This is a genomic window from Neobacillus terrae, from assembly GCF_011393025.1.
In the GTDB taxonomy this organism is placed as follows: Bacteria; Bacillota; Bacilli; order Bacillales; family Cytobacillaceae; genus Neobacillus_A; species Neobacillus_A terrae.
This window is the reverse complement of sequence record NZ_JAAOEO010000014.1, coordinates 59,030-79,671: the sequence shown is the minus strand read 5'-3', so window position 1 is coordinate 79,671 and position 20,642 is coordinate 59,030. Positions and strand designations below refer to the sequence as shown.

16 protein-coding genes, 1 pseudogene and 1 riboswitch are annotated in these 20,642 nt (G+C 38.2%); of the genes and pseudogenes, 15 read left to right on the top strand and 2 right to left on the bottom strand.

All coding sequences use genetic code 11. The features are described from left to right. Positions 1-87: 87 nt before the first annotated feature. The 5 genes from G8761_RS18260 (at position 88) to G8761_RS18240 (ending at position 5,430) form a co-directional block, all read left to right on the top strand. Complete coding sequence (locus tag G8761_RS18260; protein ID WP_243450076.1) at positions 88-906, top strand: TatD family hydrolase; 819 nt, start codon at positions 88-90, stop codon at positions 904-906. A 46-nt stretch (positions 907-952) separates the two neighbouring features. Then, positions 953-2,146 carry an aminotransferase class I/II-fold pyridoxal phosphate-dependent enzyme gene (locus G8761_RS18255; protein WP_338000990.1) on the top strand — a complete coding sequence of 398 codons (1,194 nt, stop codon included), beginning with the start codon at positions 953-955 and terminating at the stop codon, positions 2,144-2,146. Between the two features lie 84 nt (positions 2,147-2,230). Beyond that, positions 2,231-2,339, top strand: a riboswitch (SAM riboswitch). 68 nt (positions 2,340-2,407) lie between these two features. Beyond that, positions 2,408-3,529 carry a 5-methyltetrahydropteroyltriglutamate--homocysteine S-methyltransferase gene (locus G8761_RS18250; RefSeq protein ID WP_166029277.1) on the top strand — a complete coding sequence of 374 codons (1,122 nt, stop codon included), beginning with the start codon at positions 2,408-2,410 and terminating at the stop codon, positions 3,527-3,529. A gap of 132 nt (positions 3,530-3,661) precedes the next feature. Next, complete coding sequence (locus G8761_RS18245; protein ID WP_166029275.1) at positions 3,662-4,648, top strand: aldo/keto reductase; 987 nt, start codon at positions 3,662-3,664, stop codon at positions 4,646-4,648. Continuing rightward, entirely contained in the window at positions 4,648-5,430 is a 783-nt protein-coding gene (locus G8761_RS18240) for an SDR family NAD(P)-dependent oxidoreductase (RefSeq protein ID WP_166029273.1), read from the top strand. The genes G8761_RS18245 and G8761_RS18240 overlap by 1 nt, the downstream gene beginning before the upstream one ends. A gap of 28 nt (positions 5,431-5,458) precedes the next feature. On the opposite strand, the gene G8761_RS18235 is transcribed toward G8761_RS18240, so the two are convergent. Continuing rightward, a complete protein-coding gene (locus G8761_RS18235; RefSeq protein ID WP_275940719.1) occupies positions 5,459-6,676 on the bottom strand; it encodes an MFS transporter in 1,218 nt (405 codons plus the stop codon). Positions 6,677-6,917: 241 nt separating this feature from the next. Here G8761_RS18235 and G8761_RS18230 point away from each other — a divergent pair. The 5 genes and pseudogenes from G8761_RS18230 to G8761_RS18210 all read left to right on the top strand — a co-directional run bounded on the left by G8761_RS18230 (position 6,918) and on the right by G8761_RS18210 (position 10,897). Then, positions 6,918-8,395: pseudogene (locus G8761_RS18230) on the top strand (aldehyde dehydrogenase family protein). Between the two features lie 136 nt (positions 8,396-8,531). Next, a complete protein-coding gene (locus tag G8761_RS18225; protein WP_166029360.1) occupies positions 8,532-8,951 on the top strand; it encodes an RrF2 family transcriptional regulator in 420 nt (139 codons plus the stop codon). 155 nt (positions 8,952-9,106) lie between these two features. After that, positions 9,107-9,502, top strand: a complete 396-nt coding sequence (spxA, locus tag G8761_RS18220; protein WP_027319604.1) for a transcriptional regulator SpxA — start codon at positions 9,107-9,109, stop codon at positions 9,500-9,502. 41 nt (positions 9,503-9,543) lie between these two features. Further along, positions 9,544-9,678, top strand: a complete 135-nt coding sequence (locus G8761_RS18215) for a BA3454 family stress response protein (RefSeq protein WP_166029271.1) — start codon at positions 9,544-9,546, stop codon at positions 9,676-9,678. Positions 9,679-9,895: 217 nt separating this feature from the next. Beyond that, a complete protein-coding gene (locus tag G8761_RS18210) occupies positions 9,896-10,897 on the top strand; it encodes an LLM class flavin-dependent oxidoreductase (protein ID WP_166029269.1) in 1,002 nt (333 codons plus the stop codon). 317 nt (positions 10,898-11,214) lie between these two features. On the opposite strand, the gene G8761_RS18205 is transcribed toward G8761_RS18210, so the two are convergent. Continuing rightward, positions 11,215-12,387: a class I SAM-dependent methyltransferase gene (locus G8761_RS18205; RefSeq protein ID WP_338000989.1), complete on the bottom strand. Its 1,173-nt coding sequence runs from the start codon at positions 12,385-12,387 to the stop codon at positions 11,215-11,217. Between the two features lie 290 nt (positions 12,388-12,677). Here G8761_RS18205 and G8761_RS18200 point away from each other — a divergent pair, with 290 nt between their 5' ends. The 5 genes from G8761_RS18200 (at position 12,678) to tkt (ending at position 20,627) form a co-directional block, all read left to right on the top strand. Continuing rightward, positions 12,678-14,339, top strand: a complete 1,662-nt coding sequence (locus tag G8761_RS18200) for a sensor histidine kinase (protein WP_166029267.1) — start codon at positions 12,678-12,680, stop codon at positions 14,337-14,339. Continuing rightward, entirely contained in the window at positions 14,336-15,097 is a 762-nt protein-coding gene (locus tag G8761_RS18195) for a LytR/AlgR family response regulator transcription factor (protein WP_166029265.1), read from the top strand. Before G8761_RS18200 ends, G8761_RS18195 begins: the two co-directional genes overlap by 4 nt. A 151-nt stretch (positions 15,098-15,248) precedes the next feature. Further along, a complete protein-coding gene (locus G8761_RS18190; RefSeq protein ID WP_166029263.1) occupies positions 15,249-16,499 on the top strand; it encodes an L-lactate MFS transporter in 1,251 nt (416 codons plus the stop codon). A gap of 558 nt (positions 16,500-17,057) precedes the next feature. Continuing rightward, positions 17,058-18,554: a glucose-6-phosphate dehydrogenase gene (gene zwf, locus G8761_RS18185; RefSeq protein ID WP_166029261.1), complete on the top strand. Its 1,497-nt coding sequence runs from the start codon at positions 17,058-17,060 to the stop codon at positions 18,552-18,554. Positions 18,555-18,635: 81 nt separating this feature from the next. Then, positions 18,636-20,627, top strand: coding sequence for a transketolase (tkt, locus tag G8761_RS18180; protein ID WP_166029259.1), 1,992 nt, complete (start codon positions 18,636-18,638; stop codon positions 20,625-20,627). Positions 20,628-20,642: the final 15 nt, after the last annotated feature.

Here is a 20,642-nt window from a genome sequence, read left to right as displayed (position 1 = left end):
TCTGCTCCTCTTTTTTTCATCTTTAAACTGTGACTATTTAATTATTTTACTATTTTAAAACTTCTGTAATAGAATACAGAGGAAGGATTGTTTAAAATAGTAATTATTGATAAAATCCGGGAGATGAAAAGCCTCGTGAGATTTATAGACAGCCATATTCACTTGGATAAATATGACGAAAGTGATATTAGAAAAATCATAGAGAATCTCCCGCTGCTTAAAGGGTTAATTACAGTATCTTCTGATCTTGATTCCTGCAGGAAAAATAAAAGTCTTTCGGAACGATATCCGAAAATAAAACCCGCATACGGGTATCACCCTGAGCAGGTTCTTCCAACTGATCAGCAGACAGAGGAACTTCTTAACTGGATGTATCTAAATCTTGATAATATGGTGGCAGTTGGGGAAGTAGGGCTTCCTTATTATTTAAAAAAAGATAATAAGATTACATTAAAAGAGTATGATCAGCACCTTGAATTCTTAAATATGATGATGCAAAAGGCAAAAAGCTGGGATAAAGCGATTATTTTACATGCAGTGCATGAGGATGCAGATGTTGTGTGTGACATGCTCGAAAAGCATTCTATTAAAAAGGCACATTTTCATTGGTTTAAAGGAGATAAAAAAACAACTGAGAGAATGGCTGGAAACGGCTATTATATTTCGGTTACCCCTGATATTGTCTATAAAGAGAGAACACAGAATCTTGTCAGAGCATATCCACTTGAGCAAGTTATGGTGGAAACGGATGGTCCTTGGCCATTTGAAGGACCATTTCAATGTCAAAAAACTTTGCCCGGTATGATTCTTTATTCACTTAAAGCTATTTCCGAACTTCAGGGATATCCAGAAGATGAATTAGCTGGAATCCTGCTTAGTAATACTAAGCAATTTTATAGTCTATAACTTTATAATCCAAGACATTTAAATATACTAAAGGAGACTAATACATATGGATATGATGCCTTCAGCTAAAATGGATCTTCTGACTACAGGAATTTTTACTGAATTAGCAGACCGAAAACAGGATTGTCTTAAAAGAGGAAAAGACGTTATTGATCTCAGTGTAGGTAGTCCTGATTTAGGGCCATCACAGTTAGTTATGGATACAATTGCGGAATATAGCAGGAACCCTGCGAATTATGGGTATACATTAAAAGGAACTTCGGAATTTAACGAAGCGGTAAGGTATTTTTATAAACAGCGTTATCATGTTGAGGTAAATCCACGGGATGAGGTTCTTCAGTTAATGGGATCCCAGGATGGGCTCTCCCATTTAGCTACTGCTATGGTTAATCCCGGAGAATATGTTCTCGTGCCAGATCCCGGCTATCCAATTTATGAGGCTAGCGTGACCATTGCCGGAGGATTGATTTATCCAATGCCTTTATTGCAGGAAAATAAATTTCTCCCCAAATTGGAGGACATTCCATCTGAAGTTTTAAATAAAACGAAAATGATGATTCTCAGCTATCCAGGAAACCCCGTAACCGCGTTAGCGGATGAGGAGTTTTTTGAAAAAGTAGTAGAGTTTGCCAAGCTCCATCAAATTCTGGTTGTTCACGACTTTGCTTATTCTGAAATTATTTTCGATAATAATCCCCAAATTAGTTTTCTTTCTATTGAAGGTGCTAAAGAAGTTGGGATTGAATTTAACTCTTTATCAAAAACGTTTAATATGGCCGGCTGCAGGATTGGTTATGTGCTTGGAAATGCAAAAGCGATTAGCATCCTGTCATCTCTGAAATCGCATATGGACTACGGAGTTTTCCTGCCGATTCAAAGAGCAGCTGAAAAAGCACTCACCTCTGATTTTTCAGTTCTCGATGAACAGGTAAAATTATATGAAGACCGCCGAAATACCTTAATTGCAGGTCTTAATAAAAGCGGCTGGAAGGTGCAGTCATCCCCCGCTACCATGTTTGTCTGGGCTAGTATCCCGTCTGGCTGGACGTCCCGCCAATTTGCTTTTGAATTGCTCGAAAAAGCGGGTGTTGCAGTTGTCCCTGGGGATGCTTTTGGCAAAGAGGGAGAAGGGTATGTGCGTATGGCACTGGTTCAGCCACCACATAGACTTGCTGAAGCCGCCGATAGAATCCAGCTGTTCCTTTCAACCAATCCTTCTGAAAAGTTGGTAGAAATATAAAATAGAAGAAGACAAGTTGGCTATGTCTTTTTCTTGCGAAATATTTTGATAATAGGTATGATACTTGTATAAATTTAATAGTTATCCTTATCAAGAGTGGTGGAGGGAATGGCCCTGTGAAGCCCGGCAACCGCTGTTTTTTAAACAGAATGGTGCTAAGTCCTTAAGAGCGTATTGTTCTTAAAGATGAGGAGGAGTATGTCATCAAACTCTTCCTTTACCAGGAAGAGTTTTTATTTTATTAAGAAAGCAGGGAATAAAATGTCAGAATTGAAAAATTTGCATGAAACATCAAAACAGCCGCCTTTTCGCGCTGACCAGGTTGGGAGTCTGTTAAGACCGTCCACAATAAAGAAGGCTCGCGAACAGAAAGCATCAGGAGAGATATCCTCGGAACAATTGCGCAATATAGAAAACGATGAAATTATAAGAATTGTAAATAAACAAAAGGAAGTTGGGCTTAAAGCAGTTACTGATGGAGAATTCCGCCGTGCCTGGTGGCACTTTGATTTCCTTGAAGGTCTTCATGGAGTAGAGGGTTATAATGCAGAAGGCGGTATTCAATTCCACCAAAAACAAACTAGTTCCCGTGGTATTAAAGTTACCGGCAAACTGGATTTTACTAGTCATCCAATGATCGAGGATTATAAATTTTTACATAGTATTGCTGGAGAACATACAGCTAAGATGACTATTCCAAGTCCAAGTATGCTTCATTTCCGAGGGGAAGTTGAAAAAAGTGCTTACAGTGACAATGAGGAATTTTTTCATGATTTAGGTTTAACGTACAAAAAAGCACTTCAATCCTTTTACGATGCCGGTTGCCGTTATCTTCAACTCGATGATACATCCTGGGCTTACCTATGTTCTGATGAGCAAAAGGAACAACTTCGTGCTAAGGGCATGGATCCCGACTATCTTGGTAACATTTATTTAAAAACTTTGAATGAAGCCGTTGCCGGACGTCCTGATGATATGAAAATTACCATGCATATCTGCCGCGGAAATTTCCGTTCTACCTGGATTTCCTCTGGAGGCTACGAGCCTGTTGCGGAAAAATTATTTGGCGGTCTAGATATTGATGGTTTCTTCCTTGAATATGACAGCGATCGTGCAGGAAGCTTTGAACCACTTCGATTTGTAAATAGACCGGATTTAAATATTGTACTTGGATTAATAACATCAAAATTCGGAGAACTGGAGAAAGCAGATGAAATAAAACGCCGTATTGAGGAAGCTGCAAAATTTGTTGATTTAAACCAGCTTTGTCTTAGCCCGCAATGTGGATTTGCATCCACTGAAGAGGGTAATATACTTACAGAAGATCAGCAATGGGCTAAGCTTCAGCATGTTGTAAAAATCGCAAACGATGTTTGGAAGTAAAAGCAAGAAAATGGGACGATTTATTTTAAGAATTCTAGCTAATGGGAAAGGGTAACCTACAAAAGCTATATAAAGGTAATCTTTTAAAAACCAAGAATTGAACAGCAAAAAAACCGAATAGGAGAGAGGTATATGCAAAAAAGAAAGCTGGGAAAATCAGGTCTAGATGTGTCTGCAATTGGATTAGGCTGTATGGGGATGTCTGATTTTTATGCCGATCGCAATGACGAAGAATCCATCAAAACAATCCAGCATGCACTTGATCTTGGCGTCAATTTTCTTGATACTGCCGATATGTATGGTGTAGGTAAAAACGAAGAGCTTGTAGGACAAGCCATCAAAGGAAGAAGAGATCAGGTCATTCTGGCTACAAAATTCGGAAACGTTCGCTCAGATGATGGTTCCTTTCTTGGTGTAAACGGAAAGCCTGAATATGTAAAACAAGCTTGTGATGCCAGCCTTCGCCGACTTGGTGTGGATTACATTGACCTATACTATCAGCATAGAGTGGATCCAAATACCCCTATTGAAGAAACAATTGGTGCTATGGCTGAACTGGTCAAGGAAGGAAAAGTTCGTTATATAGGCATGTCGGAGGCAGCACCAAATACTATTCGTGCTGCTCATAAAATCCATCCCATAACAGCTCTGCAGACAGAGTTTTCCTTATGGAGCCGTGATGTTGAAGATGAAATTTTACCTACTGTAAGAGAACTAGGCATTGGTTTTGTGCCGTACAGCCCATTAGGCAGAGGATTCTTAACTGGACAAATCCAAAAATTCGAAGATTTGGCTGAGGATGATTACCGAAGATTTTCTCCTCGTTTTCAAGGGGAAAACTTTTCCCGCAACATCGAGCTTGTGAATAAGATTAAACAAATCGCAGAAGAAAAGGGCTGTGAGCCTTCACAGCTTGCATTGGCCTGGCTTCTTGCTCAAGGTGAAGACATTGTGCCAATCCCAGGCACCAAAAAGCGTAAATATCTAGAGATAAATGTTAAGGCGGTTGAGGTCAAGCTCACTGAAGAGGATCTCTTCCGGATTGATAAAGCAGCACCTCATGGAGCTGCTGCTGGCCTGCGATACCCTGAGGCAACCATGAAAGGTGTGAACCTATAATGAACACTGCTAATTTAAAGGGGATTCATGTACTGGTTACCGGGGCTTCGAGTGGCCTCGGTTACTCAATGGCAAAGGCACTCCTGAAAGCTGGAGCAACAGTGGCTCTGGCTTCCAGGCCAGGCAGCCGGCTTGACGAGTCAGTCAGCAGACTACAAAACGAGGGGTTTGATGCAGCAGGTCTTCCTTTGGATGTACGTTCAGAGCAGTCAGTTAATGAGGCGGTCCAATGGGTTAAGAGTAATTGGGGCAAGCTTGATGTATTGGTAAACAATGCAGGCATTGGGATGCGAACGGTAAATCCTCGCTTCTTAGTCGAACCCCAGCCCTTTTTTAAAGTGACTCCAGAAGGTTTCAGGGATTTAATTGATACCAATCTAACAGGCTATTTCCTAGTGGCCAGAGGATTTACACCACTAATGATTGAACAGGGAAAAGGACGAATTATTAATATTTCGATGAACCATGAAACAATGAGAAGAAAAGGATTTGTTCCTTATGGCCCTTCACGGGCAGCAACGGAATCTCTATCTCATATCATGGCCGAGGATTTAAAAGAGTATGGAATATCAGTAAATATGCTTTTGCCAGGCGGAGCCACGGTAACTGGTATGATTCCTGAGGAAATCCAAGCAGAAATACAGTCCCAGTTCCAATTATTAAAACCAGATATTATGGCTGAACCGATTGTATTTTTAGCTTCCCCTGATGCAGAAGGAATAACAGGAGAACGGGTTAATGCCGTTGACTTTAAGGGCTGGCAGGAATCCATTAAGAAATAAACAAAAAGATCCTCACGGGTCTTTTTGTTTATGCTGCTGAGTGCTTAGATACTTTAGGATTTTTAAACTTCGATAACAATAAAATGATCCCGCTAAGAATCAATAAACCACTTGTGCTATAAAAGACAGCCGAGAAACCGAAATAGCCTGAAACAAAACCGCCAAGCATGGGGCCAAAAATATTACCCAAAAAGCGGAGGCTAGTATTATATCCTAATACTTCGCCCTGCATGGCAATGGGTGCCTCCTGGCGGATGTATGCTATCCGAACAGGAATAATCCCTCCAATTGTTATACCAAGAGCGAAGCGGATAACAACCAGCTGCCAAAACTCAGTGACTGCAGCACCTGGCAGGTAAACGAGCCCCGCCAAAAAAAGTAGGATGATCAGAATTTTAATGTAGCCATACTTATCTGCGATTTTGCCCCAATTTCTGGACATAATTAGATTGCCCAGACCGGCTGCAGAAAAGGCAATTCCGGAATAAAACGCGACATTTGTTTTTCCGTGAAGATTACTTACAAATAGTGACAGAATAGGCTGTATACTAAAGTGTGCTACCTGAACGAGAGCAGATATTAACAAGACTGTTAAAAGAATCGGATTTTTTAGAATAAGGGATACCACTTCTCTGCTAGAATAATGTGATTTAGTTCCCTGGGTGGCACTTATTCTGTATTCCCTAGTAGCAAATACAAGAAGTGCGGAAATAAAAATAGAAATGGAGGTCCATTTAAACGTTGTTGAATAGCCAAGTGAATCAGCAAGGATGCCGCCAAGCATGGGGCCCAATAATGAGCCGGTTATACTTCCGGTCTGAAGAGTCCCAAGGACACGGCCGGCATTTTCCTTTGGAGTTTGTGTAGAAATAAAAGCCTGTGACATAGGGATAAAGCCAGAGAAAAAGCCCATGAAAAAGCGGAGGAAGAATAATTCCCATACCGAATTCACAAATCCCATTAATAGAATGGATACTCCCATACCAATTCCGGAAATAATCAGGATTTTTTTCCTTCCATAAAGATCACCGATTTTTCCCCAAACAGGTGAAAAAATAAATGCTGAAACGAAGGTTACTGCAAATGTTAGGCCGGACCAATGCTGAACATATGTTTCGGAAAATTTACCGAAGGACTCAATATACAACGAAATAAACGGCATGACCATCGTCATGCTTCCGCCAATGAAGAAGTTGGCGAACCACATTATGATTAAATTTCGCCGGCCGTTTTCCTGTAAATTCAATGGATGAACACTTCTTTCTTTTTAATATTTCGGTTCACTAAATATTATAATAACGAAATTTTTAAAAAATAAAAAGTGATAAAGTAATTTAGTTTTTGGACACAAGTTTAAATTATCTCATATGAACATTCTTCAAACATAGATTATTACTATTCTTAAATGGTTTATATATTGAACTCTGCATATCTTACGGCATAGCTCTTCATACTAAAATGATAAAAAACATTTGGAGGTAAAATTTGTGGCAAATGAACCAATTAAGATACATGCAATTATTAACGGAGAGAAAGTACCGACAGAGAAAAATTTTGCCCGCGAAAACCCAACACACCCTGATGAAATAGTAGGATATGCACCAGTAAACACAAAGGAAGAAGCCATAAGAGCTATTGAAGCAGCGTTTAACGCCTTTGACAAGTGGGCATGGGGTCAGTTGATGACCGGATTGAGAGGATGCGTCGTGCAATTCAAAAGCTGAAGGACTCAACGTCTGAAATTGCCAGGTTGTTATCGCGGGAACATGGAAAAGCACTTTATGATTCCGAGGGAGAAATTGCAGTTTCAATCATGTGGATGGAATATGCCTGCAGTGTAGTAAAGGAAGTAACAGAAAAACAGGAAATTGAGCATGATAATGGAAGAACCATTATTACCTTTGACCCCGTAGGTGTCGTCTCAGCTATTACACCTTGGAATTATCCAATTTCTTTATCAACAATAAAAATTGCTCCTGCTCTATTAACCGGTAATACGATGGTACTTAAGCCAAGTCCATTCGCACCTCTTGCTGTCAGCAGAGTGGTTGAAATTATAGCATCTGAATTTCCGCCCGGAGTCCTCAACCTGGTTCACGGAGAAGCGGATGTAGGAGTGGAGCTGACGTCCAATCCAAAAGTAGTGAAAATTGCTTTTACAGGCGGGACAAAAACAGCCAAGAGTATTATGAAGGCTGCTTCTGATACCATTAAGAAGATGACACTGGAGCTTGGCGGTAACGATGCCGCTATTGTGCTTCCAAGCTTCAACGTTAACGACAGCCGGGCACTGCGCAGGATGGTTATTTCAAACTTTTTGACTGCTGGACAAATTTGTATGATTGCCAAGCGAGTTTATGTTCACCGTTCGATATATGATAAATTTGTAGAGAAATATATTGAAGCAGCTAATAATTGGATTCGAGTAGGAGATCCGTTTAATCCTAATATAACCGTAGGACCAGTTAACAATAGAAATCAGGTGAAATATGTCAAAAGCCTGGTAGATGACGCAGAAAGCAAGGGAGCAACAATTATTAAGCTCGGAAAAATACTGAATCCAGAGCTAATGGACAATGGCTATTTCCTTCAGCCAACTTTAGTTTTGGGTGCAGATTATCACGATCCTATCGTTGTAGAAGAGCAATTTGGCCCGACTGTCCCCATTCTTCCTTTTGATGATGAAGAACAGGTCATTCAATTGCATAATGAGAGCATCTATGGTCTGACAAGTTCGGTTTGGGGTGAAGAGGAGCAGGCAATTAGCGTTGCCCGCAGAATTGAGGCTGGCACAACAATGATTAATACGGCTGCCATTCAGGGGGTTGATGTTCGATTCCCATTTGGCGGGGTGAAACAATCTGGAGTTGGCCGGGAATACGGTAAAGAAGGATTAAAATCCTACGTAGAAATACATGTCATTAATATACCAAAAAATCTAGAACTTCCTTATATTCCTGAGTAGATTATACTCTGCACGTTTATTAATAAAGGGTTCATTTTGACAGAACCCTTTTTTTCTTTTTTATTGATTAACCATTGACATTTTTAACTGTATATATTAAAGTTACAGTATGAACTGGGAAGGATTTGAAGAAAAGATGAACAGTGATTTTGTGATTGCTTCACATAGTCTTGTTTTATTAGCTAACTTACCTGATCATATGGCTAATAGTGACACTATTGCAGAAAACGTGTGTACAAATCCTGCCAGGGTTCGTAAGGTGATGAGTGCCTTACGCAAAAAAGGCTTTGTAAGGACGAAGGAAGGAATAGGCGGGGGCTATATTTTAAATTGCAATCCGGAAAAAACAACCTTATCCCAAATATATCTTGCCATTTCTACTGGATCCCTGAAACCAAACTGGTGTACAGGTGACCCTGATCAAAAATGCATTATTTCTTCCAATGCTCAGAATGTAATGGACCAAATTTTTTATGAGTCTGAAATGCATCTGCAATCTTATTTAAATGAAATTACAATAAGCAGCGTACTTGAGAGAATAAAAAGCCTTGAATAGAATTACTGGTATTTTTGGCTGCTAACTGTATATTTTTTTATAACATTTATAGTTGATGTTAATTTATTTCTTTAATCTTGAAAAAAATATTATGCCAATCAAGAGAAATTTCTATTTAATGATTTTAAAAACTTCCCAATGGAGTGTGTTGAAAAATGGTAAACCTATACACAACACCAAGCTGCACTTCTTGCCGAAAAGCAAAAGCCTGGCTTGAAGAAAATCAAATTGATTACATTGAAAGGAATATATTATCTGAACCACTTACCGTTAATGAAATTAAATCTATTCTTCGTATGACAGAAGAGGGTACTGATGAAATCATTTCTACAAAATCAAAAACGTTTCAGGAGTTAAATGTAGACCTTGATGCACTTCCGCTCCAGGAGTTATATAAGTTATTAATGAATCATCCTACTATGCTTAGACGGCCTATTATTCAGGATGAGAAAAGATTACAGGTTGGTTATAACGAGGAAGAAATACGCAGTTTTTTACCTCGCAGACTTCGTACATTTATTAGCATAGAACAGTCAGCTTTAGCAAATTAAAATAAAGGTTCATCATAGCCTTTTGGTAAGGAGGAGAGAGAATGGTAGAAGTCATTGTAACGGTAAATTATAAAAATAAAAATTATCAAACCAATGTAATCGTCAATAAAGAAATGAGCTGGGAGAAAATCAGGCTTCTAGCAGAAGAACAAGTTGCCAGACAGTGGGGTATATAAAAACAGATTGTTGAACTTCGCATTATCAAAATGTAATTAAAAAAGTTACAGATATCAGCATTTTTTCAGACTTCTATTTTTTTCATTTATTTGAATGAGAAGCGAAATATAAAATTGGGTGTTAAATATATGCAAGATCCGATAAGCAATTCAGTTTTTTTACTTTGCTCTTATTGTTACTATTAATATGATACTTCATCAAGAAAGGACAAATTCAATGTCTAATATACAAATACCTGTATCAGTCTTAAATCTAGCTCCTATCCGTAAAGGGCAGGGACCTAAAGAAGCCATTGAAGCAATGGTTGATTTGGCGCAGGCGACTGAAAAAATGGGATATAATCGCTATTGGGTGGCGGAACATCATAATACGCCTACTCTTGTGAGTTCAGCTACTTCAATCTTAATTAAACACGTCCTGGAGCACACTGAAAAAATACGTGTTGGTTCCGGAGGAATTATGCTGCCTAACCATTCTCCTTTAGTGGTTGCTGAACAATTTGGAACAATGGCAACCATATATCCAAATCGATTGGATTTAGGTCTTGGCCGGGCACCTGGGACAGATATGATGACAGCTAATGCATTAAGAAGATCACAAAATGATTCCGTCTATACCTTCCCTGAAGATGTTAAAGCATTACTTACGTATTTCGGGGCTGCAGAGAGGCAAAGTTATGTAAAAGCATATCCAGGGGTTGAGACGAACGTTCCTCTATATATCCTCGGCTCATCGACCGATTCTGCTTATTTGGCAGCTAAGCTGGGGTTGCCTTATGTATTTGCGTCACACTTTGCACCAAGGTACATGGAAGAAGCTATTTCCATCTATCGCAGCAGGTTCCAGCCATCTGAATATCTGGACTCTCCTTATATGATTGTTTGCCTAAACGTTATAGCAGCGGAAAGTGTTGAAGAAGCAAAGTACGAATCAACTACAATGCAGCAATTTTTCCTTAACGTTGTTCGGGGTTCTCAAAACCCATTAAGTCCGCCGGTAGAAGACATGGATTCTTTATGGAGTCTGCCAGAGAAAGAAATGGCAAAATCGATGTCCAGTGTAACCTTACTGGGAGATAAGGATTCAATTAGAGAACAGCTCAGCAGTTTTCAGGAAAAGTATAATGTTGATGAACTTATGGCGGTATCTTATATTTATGATCCTGACAAACAAAAACGTTCCTATCAAATATTAAAAGAAGCAGTAGAAGGTAAATAACAAATAAGAGCAATTTAGACTTAATCCCAAAAAGGAGAGTTGTAATTTGGCTCCGTTAAATCAGGAAAAACATGTTGTTGGAATCTCCGGAAGCTTAGGGGAAAATTATTATAATCAATGTTCTTGAAGTCGATTGAGCAGACCGATTGTACAAATCATAAATCCTAAGGGGAAATTTAATGAACAAGGTAACTTAACAGATAGCCTTGTTGAAACTAAAGGATGAGCTGATAAGCAATTTCTTCTGATTAGAATGACAAAAAAAGAAAGTGCAAAAGCACTTTCTTTTTTACTTTGTTTCAGCAGGGGCTTTACTTTTATTTATACATATATTCCCGGGTCCAAGGGATAGAATCATTAGTGCCTTTTGTAAAAATAAATTGAGATAAATCTATGTTTCCTGTTTCAAAGGAGGCTGCACAAGCATTTAGATACAATCTCCACATACGGATAAAACGTTCATCTTTTGTCTTTCTTACTTCTTTAAGAACATTTTCAAAGTTCTGAGCCCACTTTTCCAATGTCTTTGCATAGTGTCTTCTCAGGCTTTCCAGATCAATTAAATAGAATTTTTCATCTGTTATATGACCTACAAGTTCACTTACTGAAGGAATGTACCCACCGGGGAAAATATATTTATCAATCCAGGCATTCGATCCGCCATCCTGTGGGGAGGAAATAGTATGAAGTACAGACAAACCGCCATCAAATAATAGTTCATTTACCTTTTGAAAATATTCCTGTAAATGATCTTTACCAACATGCTCCAGCATACCCACACTAACAATGCGGTCAAATTTCCTTTTCTTTAATTCCCGGTAATCAATTAACTGAACCTCGACTTTATCCTCAAGATTTTCTAGACTTATTCGTGCTTTAACCTGCTCATACTGTTCCTCTGATAAAGTAATTCCTGTAGCATTCACTCCATAATTTTTAGCTGCGGTTATAATTAGTTCACCCCAGCCGCAGCCAATATCGAGTAAAGATTGGCCTTCCTTAAGGTTCAGCTTTTTTAAAATATGAGCTACTTTATTTTGCTGTGCAGTTTTAAGAGAGTCTTCAGGGGTATTAAAATACCCGCAGGAATAGGTCATGGTTTCGTCCAGCCATAGCTTGTAAAAATCATTTCCAATATCATAGTGGAAGGCAACATTTTCTTTACTTCGTTTAGTATTGTTCGAAATCTTTTTCAATAAATGTGCGTAAAGCTTACTATTTGATAGAAAGCTTTCCTGACTTTTGTACATGGAAGATACAAGTTTTTGTAAATCTCCCTCTACGTCGATCACTCCATCCATATAGGCTTCACCAAATGTAATGGAAGGATTTTGAATTAGATCTCCTTTAGGAATAGGATCATGGAATGTAAGCTTAAACTGAGGCTCACCATTCCCATATTGAACTTTATCACCATCCCAGAAAATAATCTCAATAGGATCGGAGAAAGTATTTTTTAACATATTTTTATAAAATAGTTTATCAATCACTTAAATACACCTCGATATTGTTATAGGTAACTCTATAATTCCTAAAAAAGGATATAAGGAAAAAAAGGTTTATATATTGTCAATTATAAGTTTGCATCAAATGATACACAATTATGTTAGTTGTAAGTTACAACTAACATAATATTACTCCTCTTTTTTAAATAAAAACAAATTATTGATTCGGGGCTTAACAAAATATTTCTGTACTCTATCGCTGAATACTTTTTGTGTTTCTGCTAAAATAAGAAAAGTTTGTATAAACTTCATATAGGTGCAGGAAGGGACTTTAGATGAATACTTCACTAGAAATGTTGATTCACTTATTTGAACGGGCAGCGCTCTTATTTATCTGTCTGTTTTTTATGATAAGGATTCCACGTTTTAAGGAATCATTTCAAAAAGATAGGCTTTCTCCTATTGAACTAAGCATTATGACCATCATTTTTTGCGCGTTTGCCATCTTTGGGACATACTCAGGGATAAACGTAGAAGGCTCTCTTGTAAATGTAAGGATCGTCGCGGTTATATCCGGCGGAATTTTGTTCGGGCCCTGGGTAGGAATTATAACCGGGTTAGTATCAGGAGTTCACCGTTATCTAATTGATATTGGCGGAATTACATCTGTACCTTGCTTGATTACGAGCATACTTGCAGGGATTGTTTCGGGATATATTAACCGCAGAGTAAAAAAGTCACTTCGTTGGGTATATGGAATTGCTGCAGGCATGATATGTGAAATCATGACTATGCTTCTCATTCTTGCTTTTGCGGAACCCTATAAATTAGGTTTAGATATTGTTTCAAAAATCGCTTTTCCCATGATTGCAGGCGAACTGAGTGTCGGATTGATCGTCTTGCTTGTCATGAGTGTGGAAAACGAAAAAGAAGTGATTGCGGCAAGGCAGGCAAAATTAGCCTTGGAAATCGCCAATAAAACACTTCCTTATTTTCGTTCTGTTAATCCAGAATCACTTAAAAAGATTTGCACCATCATAAAAGAGGATATCAAGGCTGATGCTGTTGCAATAACGGATACACGAAATGTACTGGCATATGTAGGATATGGAGAGGAAAGATACAAAATCGGCGAAGAAATCATCAGCGATTTAACAAAGGAAGCGATTCGCACCGGTAAAATCACTATTAGTAACAAGGTAGCTGATCAAAATACACCGCAAATGGAATATCTGCTCATTATGCCCTTTGAGGAAAGAGGAGAAGTAACAGGCACCCTAAAGGTATTTTATCGAAAAGCATCCAAAATGACTTATCCGCTTAAAACAATGGCGATCGGTCTTTCTCAAATGGTTTCAACCCTTATGGAGGTATCCCGTATAGAACAAATTAAAGAAGCCGCCAACAAAGCAGAAATGAAGGCGCTCCAGACTAGAATTAATCCTCATTTTTTGTTCAATGCCCTAAATGCTATTGCATCAACGACTCGAAAGGAACCGGAAAAAGCAAGGGAGCTGATTCACAACCTTTCTGGCTTTATGCGGTTTAATCTTGAAGTAAATGATGAGTTATTACCTATAAATCAGGCGCTTGAGCAGGTTCGTGATTATGTTGAAATTGAAAAAGCCAGATTTGGCAACCGTCTTCAGGTTATCTATGACATTGATAAAGTGGATATATCTATTCCCAGCCTGCTTATCCAGCCACTCGTTGAAAACGCGATAAACCATGGGATACTAAAAACAAAAGGGCCAGGGACCGTTACAATTGCCGTTAAGGATTTGAGTGATAAGGTTCGTATAAGTGTTATGGATACAGGAGCCGGCATCGATAAAGAAGTCGTAGAGAATCTTTACCATGACAATGTCCCAGCCAAACAAATTGGTTTGTACAATGTACATCAGAGGGTCAAGCTTATATATGGTGAGGGTCTGCTAATTAAACGTTTGTCCCCTGGGACAGAAATTTATTTTGATATAGCAAAGGTGAAAAAATGAAAGCAATCATTGTAGAAGACGAAATACCTGCACGTGAAGAATTGGAGTATTTAATAAATGAATACAGCAGCATTGAAGTAACCGACAGCTTTGATGACGGGCTGGATGTGTTGAAATTTTTACAGGAGAGCGAAACAGATGCCATCTTCCTTGATATTAATATTCCATCTCTTGATGGCATGCTGCTGGCCAGCAACATAAGTAAATTTGCAAAAAAGCCATATATCATTTTTACAACAGCTTATAAGGAACACGCAGCAAAGGCTTTTGAGTTGGAGGCCTTTGATTATATTTTAAAACCCTATAACGAGAAGAGAATAGCCGCAATGTTAAGCAGACTGGAATCTGCTTTTGAACAATCTCAGCAAGGGATTAGCGAAAAAAAAGAAGAATCACGTGCACATGAACGCGAAGGGAGCGCCGGAGTAACTGGCAGAGTAAACCTGCGTAAGAACGATAAGATTATTGTTACGGATGTAAATGATATTTATTATGCCTCTGCGAGTGAGAAGGTGACATTAGTATATACGCGGAATGAGGAATACGTTATGCCTATTAGTATCTCTGAATTTCATGCACACCTCCCACAGGACCTTTTTTTTCATTGCCATCGTTCCTATACAGTTAATTTGGCAAGAATCAACGAGATTGTGCCATGGTTTAATCAGACCTATATGCTCCGTCTTGCTGATATTAAAGCCGAAATACCAGTAAGCAGAAGCAAGGTGAAAGCGTTTAAACAATTAATGCGATTATAGGAGCAATTCATTCCGTATTCTAGCCATTTCGTTCTGAAACCGATTTCATTTTTTGTATTCGGAGGTATAATTTCGTTACAAGGCGGCGGAACAAAAGCCGCCGACTAACAAACAACCAAGAGTTTACCCGAATAGAAGAGAGGGATTCCGAATGAAAACAGGTAAAACAAATCGATGGCTAATTGTATTAGGGACAATTATTGTACAAATGGGTTTAGGAACAATCTATACGTGGAGCTTATTCAACCAGCCGCTTGTTGAAAAATTTAACTGGCAGTTAAGCTCGGTTGCGATTACTTTTTCAATCACAAGCTTTGCCTTGGCAATTTCAACATTATTTGCAGGAAGGCTTCAGGATAAATGGGGAATCCGGCGTTTAATTGGAAGCGCTGGCATTATTCTTGGAATTGGTTTAATGTTAACGTCTCAGATTTCATCATTATGGATGCTTTACATTCTGGCTGGAGCTGTTGTTGGATTTGCAGACGGTACAGCTTACATTACATCACTATCAAATCTAATTAAATGGTTCCCTGAAAGAAAAGGACTTATTTCAGGAATATCAGTTGGAGCCTACGGCACAGGAAGCTTGTTATTTAAGTATATAAATGGTTCTTTAATTCAATCAGCGGGTGTGTCTCAAGCCTTTTTATATTGGGGATTAATTGTTATGGCCATGGTCGTCGGCGGTTCATTCCTTGTTAAGGAGGCAAAATTAGAAGACTCAACTCATAGAGCTGCAGAAACAAAACAAAAAGAGTACACCGTGAAGGAAATGCTGAAAACCAAGGAAGCATACATGTTATTCATCATCTTCTTTACAGCATGTATGAGCGGATTATATTTAATTGGTATCGTTAAGGATATTGGTGTCAGTCTTGCAGGATTGGATGTTTCCACTGCAGCAAACGCAGTTGCTTTAGTAGCTATTTTTAATACTTGCGGACGAATCATTCTTGGGGCATTATCCGATAAAGTAGGACGATTAAAAGTTGTTTCAGGTGCTCTTTTAGTAACAGCAGCTGCTGTAACTGTATTAAGCTTCACTCATTTAAGTTATGGAACATTCTTTGCATGTGTAGCAGGAATTGCTTTCTGCTTTGGCGGTAATATTACTATTTTCCCAGCCATTGTAGCCGACTTCTTCGGCTTGAAAAACCAAAGCAAAAACTATGGTGTGATTTATCAGGGATTCGGTTTCGGGGCTTTATTTGGATCTTTCATCGCAGCAGCATTAGGTGGATTTGTTCCAACCTTTACATTAATCGCGGTTCTGAACATTATCTCTTTAATAATTGCAATGATCCTCAAGGCTCCAGGTCAAGGAACTGCTAAGAGAGAAAAACAAAGAAACAATAATCGCGAATTACACGGAATGAGACCAAATACACGAGTAAGCTAATAGAAAGATATTTTATAATGTAAAAGAACCCGTATATGGGTTCTTTTTTTGATTGGAAATCAACATTCTTTAAATTAATGTTGTTATTCCTTGCCTTAATTATTTAAAGGAAGCAAAAATAGGCATATGATCACTTAGGGAAATCCACTGATCATGTGTACCAAGTTTTACAAACTTATCTCTAAATCGCATAGCAGCATTCCAAGTAATAAATTTCATTTATAGTGCCCCCAAATTTTGATAACTACCCTTAAATAAAGTTCTTTCTCCTAGCGAATTTTCCCTTGAATGTACACTTAAAAACTATTCATTTCTTATTAAAGGTTACTAAAAATAATCAAAGCAACCATGTATGGAATATATGTAACCGCTTTAATATTTCGAATTAGAAAATCATGAAAATAAAGAGTTTTCAATGTTCTTTTTTTAGAACAATTCCGCTTGACGAAATTAAATATCAGGTCTAATATTGGTTACGAAATGTAACCTAAGTATAAAAAGTGCACCTTTTCTGCTTTAGGATTTATCTTTGAATTTCTCAGCATAGGGGATGAACAAATGGATTCAGCTAGTTTTGTATTATTTGGAGGAACTGGAGATCTGGCGAAGAGAAAAATATATCCCGCTCTCTATAACCTATTTATTGAAGAGAAATTGCCGAAGCAATTTTCAATAATCGCTCTGGGAAGAAGTGAAATGTCTACTGGAGATTTCAATAGATCTATTGAACAATCCTTAACCTCTTTTTCCAGAAGGAAAATAATCGATTCAAATAAAAAACAAGAATTCCTTGAATTTTTTAGGTATGTGGCTCTGGATGCGAACAACAAAGAAGATTATAAAAAGCTTCTTAAAGTTATTGAACAAAGAGAAATGGAATTAAATATTCCGCAAAATCGTATGTTCTATCTTTCAGTCGGACCACAATTCTTTGATATTATTACTCAAAATATTAAAGAAAGTGGATTAGGTTCGACAAAGGGCTGGAAACGGCTTATTATCGAGAAACCATTCGGCCATGATTTAAAATCAGCTCAGGAACTAAATAATAAGTTAAGCAAAGCATTTCTTGAGGAAGAAATTTATCGGATTGACCATTACCTTGGTAAACCCATGGTTCAAAACCTGGAGGCTCTTGAATTTGCTAATCCTATTGTACAGGCATTGTGGAATAATAAATACATTGCAAATGTCCAAATAACTGCAAGTGAAACGGTAGGGGTAGAGGAAAGGGCTGGATATTATGATAAATTCGGCGCTATCCGAGATATGGTGCAAAACCATATGCTGCAAATGGTTATGATGACAGCTATGAAGCTGCCAGAAAATTTAACTGCAAATGAAATTCGAAATGAAAAGAAGAAAGTAATGGAATCACTTCGTCCGTTAACGAAAAAAGATATCGTTTCTAATATTATTCGAGGTCAATATTCTTCAGGAGTAATGGAAGATAAGCCTGTTGTTGGCTATACAGAGGAACCTGGTGTCCAAGATTCTTCTATGAATGATACTTTTATTGCAGCAAAACTATGGATAGACAATCCTTTCTGGAGTGGAGTCCCATTTTATATCCGTACAGGAAAACGAATGAAAGAAAAATCCACCCGAATTGTAGTGGAATTTAAAAATCCAACTAAAGACCTTTATAGCAAAGGAGATAACAATACTCCTCCGAATTTGCTTGTGGTTGAAATCAATCCAAATGAAGGAATCTCTTTATTGTTAAACAGCAAAAATCCTGTTAAAGAAGGAAAACTGGAACCAATAAAAATTGATTATATTTCTAACCGCAAAGATATTCCGGAAGCATATGAATTACTTATTTACGATGCATTACGGGGTGATTCAACTTTCTTTGCCCATTGGAACGAAGTAGAACTTGCCTGGAAATGGGTTCAGCCTATTTTGGATCAGTTCAAAGAAAATAAAGTACCGCTCCATTCTTATTCTTCTGGATCAAACGGACCAGAGGCTGCCAATCTTTTATTAAAAGACGATGGTTTTAAATGGTGGCTCGATAAAGAGTCTGGGGAACAGGTAAAAGTTACATTATAATCCGAGCTTGCCTGCTAGAAAATAAGAGTCATTTTCCATAAAATGGATTTTGGCAATGTCAACCTTAGGAGGATTAATTTTATGGTTCAGCCAATCGAGAATTTAGCAGTCAATACAATTAGAACGTTATCAATCGATGCGATTAATAGAGCAAATTCTGGCCACCCGGGTCTGCCAATGGGGGCTGCTCCCATGGCATATACCCTTTGGGCAAAGCATTTAAAACATAATCCTGAAAACGCAAAATGGTTTAATCGTGACCGTTTTGTATTATCTGCCGGCCATGGTTCAAGTTTGCTATACAGCATGCTTCACGTATTTGGATATGATGTTTCCATTGAAGACTTGAAAAGCTTCCGTAAGTTAAATAGTAAAACACCTGGACATCCTGAGTTCAACTACACAGATGGTGTTGATGCAACCACTGGGCCATTAGGACAAGGTATTGCAAATGCAGTAGGTATGGCAATGGCAGAAGCACATTTAGGTGCAAAATTTAATAAAGATAATTTTTCTGTAATTGATCACTATACTTATGCTTTAGTGGGAGATGGCGATTTATCAGAAGGCATTTCATATGAGGCTATGTCAATGGCAGGTCATATGAAATTAGGCAAATTAATCGCTCTTTATGACTCAAACGATATTTCACTTGATGGTGAACTGAATCTGTCTTTCTCAGAAGATATCAAAAAGCGTGCTGAATCCGTTCATTGGCAATACATTCTTGTAAAAGACGGAAACAACATAGAAGAAATTTCAAAAGCAATTGAATTGGCAAAACAAAATAAAGAACAACCTACCCTTATTGAAATTAAAACAATCATCGGTTATGGAAGTCCAAAGGTAGCCGGAACGAATAAAGCACATGGCAACCCACTTGGTGTTGAAGAAGCAAAAGCAACGAAACAGCAATACGGCTGGAATTATGAGGAGGATTTCTTTGTTCCTCAAGAAGTAAGAGCACATTTTGATGAATTAAAACTAAAAGGCATTGAACAAGAAAGTAAATGGTCATCTTTACTAAAAGATTACAAAGATCAATATCCTGAATTAGCATTTGAACTTCAGAATGCCATTAGTGGTAATGTTCTAATTGAAGTGGAAGATATTTTAACTTTTGATGAAGGAAAAGCGATTTCTACACGTGTTGCTAGTGGAGAAGCTATCAATCATTATGTTAAAAACATTCCAGCGATCTTTGGAGGAAGTGCCGACCTTTCACATTCCACAATGACTGATATCAAAGGCGAAAAAGCATACGCAGTAGAATCATTTACTGGCAGAAATGTATACTTTGGTGTACGTGAGCATGCGATGGGTGCTGCAGGTAATGGTATGGCTCTTCACGGGGGAGTTAAACCATTTATAAGTACTTTCTTTGTTTTCAATGATTATCTCCGTCCATCCATTCGTCTGGCTGCACTTTCTAAATTGCCAGTTACCTATGTATTTACGCATGATTCCATAGCAGTTGGAGAAGATGGACCAACTCATGAACCAATTGAGCATCTTGCTGCCTTAAGGGCAATCCCAGGGCTTACAGTTATCCGCCCTTCAGATGCAAACGAAACTGCAAGTGCTTGGGCATATGCTCTTCAGCAAACAGATGGCCCAGTTGCGTTGATCCTAAGCCGACAAAACTTGCCGGTTTATGAAGAAACACAGGGTAATTTGGATAAACTGTCTAGAGGCGCTTACGTATTAACTGAAACAAATGAAAATCCTGATGTGATTTTAATAGCTACTGGTTCGGAAGTGTCATTGGCAGTTGACTCAAAGGCAGAATTGGAAAAAGAAAATGTTTCTGTCCGTGTTGTAGCAATGCCAAGTTGGGAATTATTTAAAAAGCAGCCAAAAGAATATCAGGAGCTAGTTTTACCTGCTTCAGTTTCAAAACGTGTGTCTATTGAAATGGGAATATCAATGGGATGGGAACAATTTACGGGCTTTGAAGGTAAGGTCATTTCCATCGAAACCTTCGGTGCTTCAGGCACAGGAGCAGACGTAATGAAAAAATTCGGCTTTATAAGTGAGAATGTTGTACAAACTGTAAAAACATTATTGAATTAATATCATACCAATCGG

Bases quoted from the DNA above. Each gene is read 5' to 3' on its own strand.
- G8761_RS18200 (WP_166029267.1), top strand. From the start codon at position 12,678: ATGAATACTTCACTAGAAATGTTGATTCACTTATTTGAACGGGCAGCG.
- G8761_RS18215 (WP_166029271.1), top strand. From the start codon at position 9,544: ATGGTAGAAGTCATTGTAACGGTAAATTATAAAAATAAAAATTATCAA.
- spxA (WP_027319604.1), top strand. From the start codon at position 9,107: ATGGTAAACCTATACACAACACCAAGCTGCACTTCTTGCCGAAAAGCA.
- zwf (WP_166029261.1), top strand. From the start codon at position 17,058: ATGGATTCAGCTAGTTTTGTATTATTTGGAGGAACTGGAGATCTGGCG.
- G8761_RS18210 (WP_166029269.1), top strand. From the start codon at position 9,896: ATGTCTAATATACAAATACCTGTATCAGTCTTAAATCTAGCTCCTATC.
- G8761_RS18240 (WP_166029273.1), top strand. From the start codon at position 4,648: ATGAACACTGCTAATTTAAAGGGGATTCATGTACTGGTTACCGGGGCT.
- tkt (WP_166029259.1), top strand. From the start codon at position 18,636: ATGGTTCAGCCAATCGAGAATTTAGCAGTCAATACAATTAGAACGTTA.
- G8761_RS18195 (WP_166029265.1), top strand. From the start codon at position 14,336: ATGAAAGCAATCATTGTAGAAGACGAAATACCTGCACGTGAAGAATTG.
- G8761_RS18250 (WP_166029277.1), top strand. From the start codon at position 2,408: ATGTCAGAATTGAAAAATTTGCATGAAACATCAAAACAGCCGCCTTTT.
- G8761_RS18245 (WP_166029275.1), top strand. From the start codon at position 3,662: ATGCAAAAAAGAAAGCTGGGAAAATCAGGTCTAGATGTGTCTGCAATT.
- G8761_RS18255 (WP_338000990.1), top strand. From the start codon at position 953: ATGGATATGATGCCTTCAGCTAAAATGGATCTTCTGACTACAGGAATT.
- G8761_RS18225 (WP_166029360.1), top strand. From the start codon at position 8,532: ATGAACAGTGATTTTGTGATTGCTTCACATAGTCTTGTTTTATTAGCT.
- G8761_RS18190 (WP_166029263.1), top strand. From the start codon at position 15,249: ATGAAAACAGGTAAAACAAATCGATGGCTAATTGTATTAGGGACAATT.